This is a genomic window from Shewanella sp. FeAMO (assembly GCF_053653955.1).
Genome location: NZ_CM132201.1, coordinates 4,023,396 through 4,035,787 on the forward strand (window position 1 = coordinate 4,023,396; position 12,392 = coordinate 4,035,787).

6 protein-coding genes, 1 pseudogene and 1 riboswitch are annotated in these 12,392 nt (G+C 51.3%); of the genes and pseudogenes, 3 read left to right on the forward strand and 4 right to left on the reverse strand.

Annotated elements, in window-relative coordinates:
* Window positions 1-38: 38 nt before the first annotated feature.
* A riboswitch (Lysine riboswitch) is annotated at window positions 39-215 on the reverse strand.
* A gap of 82 nt (window positions 216-297) precedes the next feature.
* Window positions 298-732 carry a DUF3293 domain-containing protein gene (locus ACWAU4_RS18115; protein ID WP_025008929.1) on the reverse strand — a complete coding sequence of 145 codons (435 nt, stop codon included), beginning with the start codon at window positions 730-732 and terminating at the stop codon, window positions 298-300.
* A 560-nt stretch (window positions 733-1,292) separates the two neighbouring features.
* Here ACWAU4_RS18115 and arcA point away from each other — a divergent pair.
* Window positions 1,293-2,009, forward strand: coding sequence for a two-component system response regulator ArcA (gene arcA / locus ACWAU4_RS18120; protein ID WP_025008928.1), 717 nt, complete (start codon window positions 1,293-1,295; stop codon window positions 2,007-2,009).
* 324 nt (window positions 2,010-2,333) lie between these two features.
* On the opposite strand, the gene fusA is transcribed toward arcA, so the two are convergent.
* Together fusA and ACWAU4_RS18130 are read right to left on the reverse strand one after the other, a co-directional pair.
* The gene (fusA, locus tag ACWAU4_RS18125; protein WP_096140981.1) at window positions 2,334-4,424 is read right to left on the reverse strand and encodes an elongation factor G; all 2,091 of its coding nucleotides are present in this window, start codon (window positions 4,422-4,424) and stop codon (window positions 2,334-2,336) included.
* 261 nt (window positions 4,425-4,685) lie between these two features.
* Window positions 4,686-6,119 carry a diguanylate cyclase gene (locus ACWAU4_RS18130; RefSeq protein ID WP_096140982.1) on the reverse strand — a complete coding sequence of 478 codons (1,434 nt, stop codon included), beginning with the start codon at window positions 6,117-6,119 and terminating at the stop codon, window positions 4,686-4,688.
* Between the two features lie 236 nt (window positions 6,120-6,355).
* Between ACWAU4_RS18130 and ACWAU4_RS18135 the strand changes: the two are divergent.
* Window positions 6,356-6,637, forward strand: a pseudogene (locus ACWAU4_RS18135) (IS4 family transposase); the annotation flags it as partial.
* Between the two features lie 51 nt (window positions 6,638-6,688).
* On the opposite strand, the gene ACWAU4_RS18140 reads toward ACWAU4_RS18135, so the two are convergent.
* Complete coding sequence (locus ACWAU4_RS18140; protein WP_144379650.1) at window positions 6,689-11,242, reverse strand: ATP-binding protein; 4,554 nt, start codon at window positions 11,240-11,242, stop codon at window positions 6,689-6,691.
* A gap of 121 nt (window positions 11,243-11,363) precedes the next feature.
* Between ACWAU4_RS18140 and ACWAU4_RS18145 the strand changes: the two genes are divergently transcribed.
* Window positions 11,364-12,275 carry a LysR family transcriptional regulator gene (locus tag ACWAU4_RS18145; protein ID WP_025008920.1) on the forward strand — a complete coding sequence of 304 codons (912 nt, stop codon included), beginning with the start codon at window positions 11,364-11,366 and terminating at the stop codon, window positions 12,273-12,275.
* Window positions 12,276-12,392 lie beyond the last annotated feature (117 nt).

A 12,392-nucleotide genomic window follows, 5' to 3' on the forward strand; every position in this document is an offset into this window, starting at 1 on the left:
GCAGAGATAACGCACCCCATAGCAGGGAAACAGCGATCGTCACCAGAAGCTCTCCACCAAAACCAGGTGACAGTCGCCAGGATTCAGCCTGGCCAACCGACCGGAAGCGTAGCCAATACGCATCCCGACCTCGGCGTTAATCTCCCTCATGAGCCGTCATTGGAGAATTGGCCTCCTCTGACTCACTACCTAGTTAACGCACCTCTTCTGTTCCTTTCTCGCGAAAGGGATGAAAAAATTAGCAATAAAGTCCTTATGAAGTCAATGCTAATTTGCGCAGGATGAAATTTCCTCAACTCATCCGTCACTGAGCTCGGGTAACTCGCTGACCAGGCGCGCCCTGGCAGCAAACTGTCCAAGCGCCACCTCTCGCTCCCCTTTCAGGCAAGGCACCAAGGTCAAGAGCCCACTATCAACGTAGTAAAGGGCATTTTGGCGATACTTTGATGCCAGTTCTATTGCCGCGGCCTTATCCAGAAACAGAGCCCAGCTTTTTTCCATATGACTGAGATCATCAGCAGCGCCTATGATCGCCCGGTAAGGAATGCCCAGCTTATCAATATCGTGTTGTAGCTGCCGATCGAGAAGGCGGTTTTGGCAAGAAGTGAGTTTTTGCCCAAGGGGATTATGGGCGGTGACAATAGCGAAAGGAACAGCGGAAGAAAACGACTGAGTCAATAAAAAGCATGCGCTCTGGTAGTACTGCCAGAGACTTTCAAATGCAGCATCCATTGTAGTATCTGTCTCTAATGAACCGGATTTATTCTAGCAAAGGCTTTTGCATTCCCCTAGCCCCGTGAGCAAGCTCACAGTAAGACAAAATACAAAATGCTTATCTTTCAATAGGTAACGCAAAAACTTGTGATGTAGATCATAGTTAAACATTAATTTGTTAACATTTCATTTGTTAACAAATGCCCAATCCTAGTACAATGGATTGTATCGACAGAGGCTTAGAGTTAAGTGTGTGACCCGGCTAGCGCCATTACGCTACAGCATAAGTCTCTATCGATAACGACTCTGTACCAAATGTAATCTGGTTTTAAGATGACATTTTCTGGATTTTCCATGTCTTTCAGGAACTAAATCCCGCCACTGGGAATCCTAGACAGTACAGTTCGCGCCTCTCCGGGTGGAGAGCATACTTTTTGCTAATCATGAAGTGTGTTGCCGTTTCATTTCAGTTTTGAACAGCACTTACGTGAACCCTGTGAATGTTGGCGTTTTAGAGAGTATAGCGGAGCGTCACCCGCGCTCATGGTTAGATAAACTGATTTAATTAGGTAAATAACATGCAAAACCCGCACATTCTGATCGTTGAAGATGAAGCCGTTACCCGTAACACGCTGAGAAGTATTTTCGAGGCAGAAGGTTATGTGGTAACCGAAGCCAATGATGGCGCAGAGATGCACAAAGCCTTGCAGGAAAACAAGGTGAACCTGGTGGTTATGGATATCAACCTGCCAGGTAAGAATGGTTTGCTGTTGGCGCGGGAATTGCGCGAAATCAACAATATCGGTCTCATCTTCCTTACTGGCCGTGACAACGAAGTGGACAAGATCCTTGGATTGGAGATCGGTGCCGATGATTACATCACCAAGCCGTTCAACCCTCGTGAACTGACCATTCGTGCCCGTAACCTGCTGACTCGAGTCAACAGCTCTGGCGCTGAAATTGAAGAAAAGGCTGCCGTTGAATACTATCGTTTCAATGGTTGGAGCCTGGAAATCAACAGCCGTTCTCTGGTGAGCCCACAGGGTGAATCTTACAAGCTGCCACGTAGCGAATTCCGCGCTATGCTGCACTTTGTGGAAAACCCAGGCAAGATTCTCAGCCGCGCTGAGCTGCTGATGAAAATGACCGGCCGTGAGCTCAAGCCACACGACCGTACTGTTGACGTGACTATCCGTCGTATTCGTAAGCACTTCGAAAGTGTGCCTGATACACCGGAAATCATCGCCACCATCCACGGCGAGGGCTACCGTTTCTGCGGTAACCTGGAAGACTGATAAACACGCGTTATCGGCCCTGCACAAAGCCAGCTTATCGAGCTGGCTTTTGTTTATCTGCTCACCTATTTCGGTTCCCCCAGCTACTGATATTCGCAGTGGCTTCCTCACGGCAATTCTCTGCCAATCCCAGCTCCTTTATCTTAGGTAGCTCCTTTGCCACATATGCCACTTTCGGAAACAGTTGCCATACGATTGCCCATTGATATTCATCGGCATCCGCCGAGCTGAATGCAAGTTTGATTCTGCTGGCTTCGCGGCACTAGATATTCGCCCATAAAAAAACCCGCCATCAAGGCGGGTTTTTATCAGGATAATTAATCCTTATTTCTTGGCTGCGTTACGAGCCTTGGTTTCTGCGATAACAGTCTCAGCCACGTTGGCAGGACATGGAGCATAGTGAGAGAACTCCATAGAGAACTGACCACGACCAGAAGTCATGGTACGCAGGTGACCGATGTAACCGAACATTTCTGCCAGTGGCACGTCAGCCTTAACACGTACGCCAGTCAAACCAGCTTCCTGATCCTTGATCATACCGCGACGACGGTTCAGGTCACCGATAACGTCACCAACGTGATCGTCTGGAGTGAACACGTCAACCTTCATCACAGGCTCCAGCAGCTGAGGCTTGGCCTTAGGCATAGACTGACGGAATGCACCCTTGGCAGCGATTTCAAACGCGATTGCTGAGGAGTCAACTGCGTGGTAACCACCGTCGAACAGTTCAACTTCAACGTCCAGTACTGGGAAGCCAGCCAGAGGACCTTCGTTCATCATGTCTTCGAAGCCGCTTTCAACTGCTGGCCAGAATTCACGAGGTACGTTACCACCAACAACGCTGGAGGTGAACTTGAAGCCACTACCAGCTTCGCCTGGACGGATGCGGTAGTCGATCTTACCGAACTGGCCAGAACCACCAGACTGCTTCTTGTGAGTGTAGCTGTCTTCAACGGCTTGAGTGATGGTTTCACGGTAAGCTACCTGTGGAGCACCAACAGTCAGTTCAACACCGTGAGTACGCTTCAGGATGTCTACTTTGATGTCCAGGTGCAATTCACCCATACCCTTAAGGATGGTTTCACCAGTTTCTTGGTCGGTTTCAACCTGGAATGATGGATCTTCTGCAACCATCTTACCCAGAGCAACACCCAGCTTCTCAGAAGCGCCTTTGTCCTTAGGAGTTACAGCGATAGAGATCACTGGCTCAGGGAAGATCATAGGCTCCAGAGTACATTCGTGCTTAGGATCACACAGAGTGTGACCAGTCTGAACGTTCTTCATACCTACAACAGCGATGATGTCACCGGCTTGAGCAGAATCGATCTCTTTACGATCGTTAGCGTGCATCTCAACCATACGGCCAATACGCTCGGTCTTACCGGTAGCAGAGTTCAGGATAGTGTCACCTTTCTTCAGCTTACCAGAGTAGATACGGATAAAGGTCAGGGCGCCGAAACGGTCATCCATGATCTTGAACGCCAGTGCGCGCAGTGGCTCATCGGCAGATACAGTAGCTACTTCACCGGTTTCTTCACCAGTTTCTGGGTCAGTCAGAGGCTGAGGCTCAACTTCTGTTGGAGATGGCAGGTAGTCAACAACTGCATCCAGAACCAGCTGCATACCCTTGTTACGGTAAGCAGAACCACAGTATGTGGGGAAGAATGACAGGTTGATGGTACCTTTACGGATACAACGCTTCAGGTCTTCGATAGAAGGCTCTTCACCTTCCATGTAGGCTTCCATCAGGTCGTCGTCCTGCTCAACGGCAGTCTCGATCAGTTGCTCACGGTATTCTTCAACCAGATCAACCATGTCTTCTGGAACTTCTTCTACAGAGTAGTTTTCTGGCAGACCAGACTCATCCCATACATAGGCTTTGCGGTTCAGTACGTCAACAACACCCTTGAACTCGTCTTCGATACCGATAGGCAGAGTCATAACCAGTGGTGTCGCAGCCAGAACGCGCTTGATTTGACCAACAACACGCAGGAAGTCGGCACCCATACGGTCCAGCTTGTTTACGAAGATGATACGGGCAACTTCAGATTCGTTAGCATAGCGCCAGTTGGTTTCGGACTGAGGCTCAACACCGCCGGAACCACAGAATACACCAACACCGCCGTCCAGAACTTTCAGAGAACGATATACTTCAACGGTGAAGTCAACGTGTCCGGGGGTATCGATGATGTTGAAGCGGTGATCTTTCCAGAAGCAACTTACCGCAGCAGACTGAATGGTAATACCGCGCTCAGCTTCCTGCTCCATGAAGTCAGTAGTGGTGGTACCGTCATGGCTGTCACCCATCTTGTGGATTTTGCCGGTCAGTTTCAGGATACGTTCTGTGGTAGTGGTTTTACCCGCGTCAACGTGAGCAAAAATACCAATGTTTCTGTATTTTGATAAGTCAGTCATGATTCAACTTCAAATGATTAGTTAATAGGAGACGGAGTATGCCACTTCAAAGCTGCGACAGACGGAACCCCATAAATAAGGCGCGTATTATAACACCGAAACCCCTATAGGCTGCAATCAGCAGTTTCAATTTTCACCAGTTTGTCATCACAGACGGGCAACAAAAATAAAATTCATTAAATTCAACATCTTGAAATTCAATATTTTCTATATTCGAGCGATTAATGCAGAAATTGATTGTATAAAAGCGCCGCTACAGCGCTAAGCTGACGAATTTGAGCTGATTTTATCGGCTCGATCGGATTCGGGATCGCAGCAGATCCTATTGCGACCTTCCGACTTGGCCCGGTACAAGGCCAAATCTGCCCGATCAAATGCACTCCAGATCGATTCACCGGCTTTAAGTTCTGTCAGTCCAAAACTGCAACTCAGGCTAACACCGGCTGAAAAGGGATAAACCTTCATCGCCAGTGCCAGACGCTCACATAAACGCCCCGCCTGCACACAGTCGGTATCCGGGCAGATGATCATAAACTCCTCACCACCCCAGCGTGCCACCAGATCCTGTTCACGGGCACCATCTTTGAGCAGAGCCGCCAGTTCGCGGAGAATCGAATCTCCCACACTGTGGCCATGACGATCATTGATCTCTTTAAAAAAATCTATGTCTATTACTATCAGCGACGTGTGCCCTTGCGCCGAGTTACTGCGGTGTTCGGCGGCGAAGTGTCGGTGGAAATAGTGACGGTTATATAACTTGGTCAAAGGGTCGTGGGTCGAAATGAACTCCAGTTCTCTGTTGGTTTCCAGCAACTGATTGCGCAATTGTTCCAGTTGTTGATTCTTGGCTGTCAACTCGCGGTTGTATTTACTGATCCAGCGGTTACGTGCCAGCAAGGCACCGAAGATCAATGTTGCCACCGCCAACAACTGCCAGAACATTCGGTAATCTGTCTGTTCCAGCACCGCCATATTGCTCCACTGCCGGTACAGCCTGGCCCTGTGTTCATCGGAAATCTGCGCCAGTAAATGATTGAGCTCGGGTAACATCCATTTGGCATTCTCTGTTACCGCCATCCGGAACTGATCCTCTGGCCCGGCCCAACCAGCGATTTTGAGATTGAACAACCCACTCTGCTGAATGCGGGCATTGATGGAATACATAGAGCCGATAAATAGATCCGCCTCACCGCTGGAGACCATCTCCAATCCCTGCTGCTCTGTCTCGGCCAGAATAATGCGGATTTTGGGATAGTTCTGGCGCACATAATCCAGCAAGCGGTAGCCTCTGGGGATCGCCAAGCTTCTATCACCGACCTGTTCCATACTTTGCAGAAAGGGTTGCTCGTGGCGGGAAACCAACACATTGGGAGAACGGCTATAGATATCGCTGAAATATAAGAACTCAGCGCGCCTGGAAGTGTAGTTGAGCATGGGGGTGAATACACAGCGTTGCTGCTTCAAGTAGGCTAATGTCTGTTGCCAGCTTTCGGTGGGCACCAGTTGAAACAGCCAATCTGTCTGCTGATCGATAAGTTCAAGAAAGCCGGAAGAGATCCCCACATGCTTGCCTTGGTCTATGCCTTCATAGGGCATCCAGTCGGGGTCGACACAATAGGGAATCGTGACAGCATTGACTGCGGCCGTTGCCAGTAAAAGGCTGCCAAACAATATGGGCCGCAAATATCTCAGCAATCTTTATGCTCCGGCGATTCAGGATACATTCAATATTAGTTCAAAAACATCAGCTTCTGGTCATATGCTGCGCCGGCTGAAATTGAATCCAACCGTTAAGAAACAAAAGACCCGCTCATGGCGCAACGTCGATCAGATAAGGATCGGTTGACCGATCCTTCTGATGAGAGACAATCGGAAACCTGTTTGTAGGTTTCCGATTTTTTATGTCTATTCAAAACTGCTTTGCCGACTTTGGTTATAACTTGGTGAGACGAGAAGCGAGTCAGGCGGCAGTAGAGCATGGTCGAATGCCCAATGAAATCAGCTTTAAGTACGCTTGTCAGTTCATCGCAAGTCAGCTCAAAGTCATGAGCAAAACGGTGTCACCAGGTAATACGCCGAAGCGTCTAAACAGTCTGCGAGGAGACTTGTCCATCCTTTTTATAGACAAACGCCCTAAGCCAAATCGGCCTAGGGCGGTAAAAATATCAAAGACCCGATATCCTGTGAATCACAAGGCAGCTCCGCTTAAGTGAACTACGTTGCGCTCATGGCGGGCCTTTTCGGGTTACCTACAATCAGCAGCCTCAGTCTTCCACAGGGGAGACCACAAACAGCAGATCGCCTTGAGAGACCTGTTGGCCATTGCTGTTGAGGATCCGCTCAATGCGGTATTTCTTATCCTCTGGATACAGCTCGGCGCCCTTGCGGTTGAAGCCTGCCAGTGTCACCTGAGAGAACATCTTCATCGCTTCGGTCAGTGCCAGCGTTTGATCGACAGTCACTATGTCGCCTTCCTTGACGAAGTCGGCTTCGCCCGGTGCCGGAGAGGTATAGAAGATACCCGCGCCCTGAGCCAACACCTTGAGCTCGTTGGACTCACCCACACGCAGCGATTCGGTATCCACACCTTGAGTTTCGGCGGCGGCTTCCATTTCGGCGATCAGGGCTGGGATATCCAGCTCGGCCATCAGGCGCGGCAGATAGTTGGTGTCATACACGCCTTCACGGAAGGTCTCGTCGGCCAGGATCCGCTTCAGCAGCGGGATGTTGGTGGCGATACCCTTGATGACCACCTGATCCAGATAGTCATACATCTTGGCAATCACATCGTCCCGGCTTTCACCGCGGATGATGATCTGGGCAATCAGGCTGTCGTAGTATGGCGACACTTCTTTGCCATCGGCCGCGATAGAGATGATTTCCACATCATCGCGCTCTGGCATCACGCACTCAGTGATAAGACCCGGGTTTGGCACCAACTGCAGTATGCCCTGGCTGTCCAGAGCAGCCTTCTCGGCTGTCACCCGCACTTCCATCGCATAGCCGATTTCCTGCGGCTGCAGATCTTCAATGGAGCGACCGGCTGCCACATCAAATTGCGCGCTGACGATATCAATACCTGAAGTCGCTTCGGTTACCGGGTGCTCTACCTGCAGACGGGTATTCATCTCCATGAAGTAGACTTCGTTGGCATCCAGGTTATAGATGAACTCAACGGTACCTGCGCCCATATAGTCGGTGGCATCACCCAGAGCACGGGTGTATTCCATCACTCTCTGCTTGAGTTCTTCAGGCAGCATGGTGGAACCGGACTCTTCAATCACCTTCTGGTTGTTACGCTGCACCGAGCAGTCACGCAGACCCAGTACCTTGGTGTTGCCGAACTTGTCACGCAGCAGCTGAACTTCGATATGACGCAGTGAAGTCACATATTTTTCCAGGTACAGGTCACCATTACCAAAGGCGGCAGCCGCTTCTGTGGAGGTTTTCTGGAACAGGCCAATCATATCCTCGGGGCGCTTAACCACTTGGATACCCTTACCGCCACCACCTTGTACCGCTTTGAGCAGCACTGGGTAGCCGATTTCGTTGGCCACGTTAACCGCTTGCTCGGCGTTGGTCAAAATACCGTGAGAGCCTGGTACCACGGGCACATTCTGCGCCTGAGAGGTCTTGATGGCGTTGGACTTGTTACCCATGGTTGTCATCGAGTGCACACTTGGACCAACAAAGTTCACGCCGTTGTTCACACACAGGGCGGCGAACTGTGGGCTTTCCGACAGGAAGCCGATACCTGGGTGCAACGCGTCTACCTGCTCATACTCGGCCACTTTCAACACTGAATAAGCGTTCAGGTAGGACTCGTCTGAAGTGTTACCGCCGAGACAAACCAGCTTGTCGTTTTCCTTGAGCATGTCAGCAGGAACCGAAGTCATGTCAGGATCGGACGCCACCAGTACCACATTAATGCCATTGTCGTGGGCCTTGCGGATCAGTTTCACCGCAGTACAGCCTCGGGCGTGTACCAGCACCTTATCGATAGGCTTCATCAGGGCACGAGGATCGTCCTGAACTATCTCCTCACTGACCTCTTCAACTTCAACCACCAGAGTCGACAGTGCATTGGTCAACACATCACTTATCTCGGCGTTAGGCATAGGCATCAGAGGATCTATGCTCTTGAGCTGTTCATCGAGCTGAGTGCTGAATGGGTTGTTGACCAGGCCATTCATCGCTCCGGGCACCTTGGACAGGTAGTTGGACAGAGTCGAAGTGGATGGCAGGTAAGCTGGTACCACCATCTGACCGGCAAACGGCATATTGGTACCGGACAGATAATAAGTCTGCACCAGAGGGTGAGTCACGAAGGATGCCTGGGCTCCACCGGTACAGTCACCGAAACCGAACATCAGCACAGGCAGTTCGTTGTCACGCACGAAACGGGTAATACGGTCGTTTACCACGGCCATGGAGAACAGCGCAGCAGCCCCTTCTTTGGTCTGCATACCGCCGGAGCTGATAAAGCAGATCACCGGCAGCCTGCGCTTGGCACACTCAATAAGCAGCGCAGAGAACTTCTCGGCACTGGCCATATCGAAGGCACCGGCCTGGAAGGCGGTGTTGGATACAGCAACCCCGACACGCAACGCCTTGCCGCCATGTTCAAAGTCCGCCAGACCCGTGATCAATCCACAGGGGCGAATGCCCTTGTCGAGTGCATCTTCAATAGAGAGACGGAAGCCCGGGAAGTTGAGCAGGTTGGCCGACATCTTGTCGCCATTGATCTCATCGAAGTTCTTGAAGAACTTGGCGATGATATTCTCCCAGGTCATATTGCCGGCTTTCTTCTCGTCACGCAGCACCTTCTGGATCAACAGATCCTGATACCCCATGGTCAAACGGTTCCAGAAGTCCTTACGACGACCGATACGCACCGGGTTGATGGCACCTGTGTACTTGCCCTTGTCCTCTTCGCTGTCGAAGTATTCCGGCAGCAGACGCTCGAAGAAGTAAGTCAGGATAACGAACAGCGAATCGTTCAGTTGTGGGAAACCCACACTCTTCCACTGCTCCGTCTTGGTCAGCAGTTCGGCACGGTTGGACTGTGACATGAAGTACTTCAGCCACTTGTAGAACTTGCTCTTGTCGTTGGCGGTATCCTGAGTGGAAATCGCCCGGTCGATAGACTTGTGCAGCAGGCCATCAACAGACTGACGCGACAGGCTCTTGGCCATCATGGCTTCCTTGGCGATAGAGGCCAGGTTACCCACGACATTGTCGTACAGCGCGTTAAAGATCAGGATGTTGTAACACTGCCAAATGAAGTCTTCACGCAGCTCTTCATTGACCACTACATCCAGTACTGTCAGCTGGTTCAGTTCAGGCCAAGGCGCCTGAGTCACTTCTGCCGGCAGAGTTTCCAGATAGTGGATAAGCCCCTTGAAGTTGTTGGCGGCATTACTCTTCCAGCGGTGATACAAAGACCAACCTATGTTGAACAGCAGCGCCTTACGGGCCTTCTTGTAGTTCTCTTTCGGCTCACCCAGGATCAGACGGGTCAGCATGTTACGCTCGGTGGAAACATCATCACGCTTGGAGATGAAGTTACTCCACAGCTTGTTGAGTTCTTCGTCGTAAACCAGCTTATCCGGGCTGGACAGCCAAGCCTGGAACACCTTCTCCTGCTCCTTCTGGATCCGGGCCAACAGATCCCCTTCGGGCACACTCACCTTGGACAAGCGACCATACTGATCCATGGAGATGGAGTGAATACGGCTACGCAGAGTCAAATAACGCAGATAACGGTAGGCGCTGCCGAACAGGTTAAGGTGCATGGTCGGGCTGATGGCAACCGACATTTCCGCGTTGGACTCCAATGCCTTGAGGCTCTTGGAAGGTTCGAGGAAACGCTTGAGGCTGCGATCATAGTGTTCGCGCAGGTCATCGGATTCTTTTACAAACTGCACTGCGGCACATTCAATGGCTTCGATGGCGCTGATGATGGCGCGGCGCAGGTTGTGCTGACGCTCGTCGCGATCATAAGGAGAGAAATCCACAATGCCGTCGATACAACCTGAGGTATAGAGCTCTTCCGGGGACACACCCACAGACTTGGCACACTCCTGCCATGAAAGGTTGTACTTGCGGGCGATGCTCTGCAGGCCCTGAGGCTGAATGGTGTTGAAAATACCATCACGCAGCGACAACAGTATATTGGCCGCCGCCAGTGGGATAGCACCACCTGAGTAGCCGGCGCCAATCACTATACCCAGAGTCGGCACATCGACGTTGGCACTCTCGGCAATCGCCTTGGAAATAGAATGCGCCTGGTTGTGACTGTTGGCCACCTCACCGGCATCGGCTCCGGGGGTATCTATCAGGTAAACTATGGGCATGGACAATTCGGCAAAATGGCGAATCGCCTCACAGGCCTGCAGGTGGTGCTCGGGCATCCAGGCACCGTTGGCCGTGGTGCGCTCCTGGGCGATAAAGCCGATGCGGCGGTTACGACCACCAAAGTTCAGCTCTATTTCGGCGCTGTAGAATGGGCCGTTGTGGCTCTCGGCGATCATCTTGCCTTTCAGATCGGCAATGATTCGCTTGGCACCTGGGCGGTTCTTGTCCTGGGTAGGCTGGATAACTTTGGCAACATAGCCATCCACATCCAACTGCGCCAATGACTTTAAGTTACTCTGGATGGCATCGTCATCCAACAGACCCTTTATCTCTTCAGAAAGGCTCTGTTTGCTGTGCTCTGGGAACAGCGAAAAATCCTTAGCCAAATGCTCCGCCTGCAGAAACAGGGGATCCGGAGTCTGGGCTTGAGTCGTGTTTGCGGGCTGCTTCTTGCTGGTCATCTATCGATCCTCTGCTAAGCCTCTGAAATTTTTTAGCCAATAAATATACCTTTGTTATCCCGTCAAATGCCATTAAACTGCCTTAGACGCTATGTTCCATTTTTGAGACAGTAATAAAAACATGCCAGATTTGAATGGGATGCTCCTATTTGCAGCAGTGGTCAGAGCAGAAGGCTTCTCTCAGGCGGCCCGTGAAACCGGCCTGCCAAAGTCTACCATTAGCCGAAAAATCGCCCAACTGGAACAACAGCTTGGGGTCCGTCTGCTGCAACGAAATACCCGCTCAATAAGCCTCACTCAGGTGGGCGCGCTCTTTTATCAACACTGTGACAGCATCTGCAACGAAGTGGAAGCGGCAAAGGCCACAATCGAGAATACCCATAACGATGTTTCCGGTTCATTGCGGATTGCGATCCCGGTTTCATTCAGCCAAGAGTTAATCGCCAATCTCTGCAGCGGCTTTATGCGTCTCTACCCCGGCGTCGAACTGGATGTACAGTTTACCGATGCCGATGTGGGCTTGGTAGGCGAAGGCTATGATATCGCCATCAAGTATGGCCCACTGCAGCCTTCGGATCTTGTCGCCCGGCTCCTGTTTGAACGTCAGCCGATTCTGGTGGCTGGCCCCGGCTATCTCAAGTCCAAAGGAACGCCGGCAACCCCGAGAGATCTGGCCCGTCACGATGGTATCTTGCTGGGTACCTCACGCTCGGCCCCCATCTGGCCGCTGGGCAAGGGGAGCCGCAAAACCATGGCCAGCTTCAGGCGCCGCACTCGAGTGAACAGTGCCATCATGGTCAAGCAGCTGGCACTGGATGACTTTGGCATCGCCATGTTGTCCCATTCGGTATGCAAGAACGAGCTGGCCAGCGGCGCCCTGGTGCCGCTGCTGCAGGAGTGGCCCATAGAACCCTTCAAGGTCTATGGCGTCTATTCCTCCCGTCGACAACTGGCGACCAATATCAGTGTGTTTCTGGACTTCTTTACCAAGCGCTTCAACAGTCAGGAGTCGCTGCAATCTTTGATGATGTAGCCAATCTTTGCTGATGAAGAAGGCTAAAGACCCCAGCCTTGGCCGGGGTCTTATATATGAATCAATAACACAGCACACAAGTTGGCCTTCTCTGACTTATGTCTTGGTTCTCTATTC

Bases quoted from the DNA above. Each gene is read 5' to 3' on its own strand.
- ACWAU4_RS18115 (WP_025008929.1), bottom strand. From the start codon at position 732: ATGGATGCTGCATTTGAAAGTCTCTGGCAGTACTACCAGAGCGCATGC.
- arcA (WP_025008928.1), top strand. From the start codon at position 1,293: ATGCAAAACCCGCACATTCTGATCGTTGAAGATGAAGCCGTTACCCGT.
- fusA (WP_096140981.1), bottom strand. From the start codon at position 4,424: ATGACTGACTTATCAAAATACAGAAACATTGGTATTTTTGCTCACGTT.
- ACWAU4_RS18140 (WP_144379650.1), bottom strand. From the start codon at position 11,242: ATGACCAGCAAGAAGCAGCCCGCAAACACGACTCAAGCCCAGACTCCG.
- ACWAU4_RS18145 (WP_025008920.1), top strand. From the start codon at position 11,364: ATGCCAGATTTGAATGGGATGCTCCTATTTGCAGCAGTGGTCAGAGCA.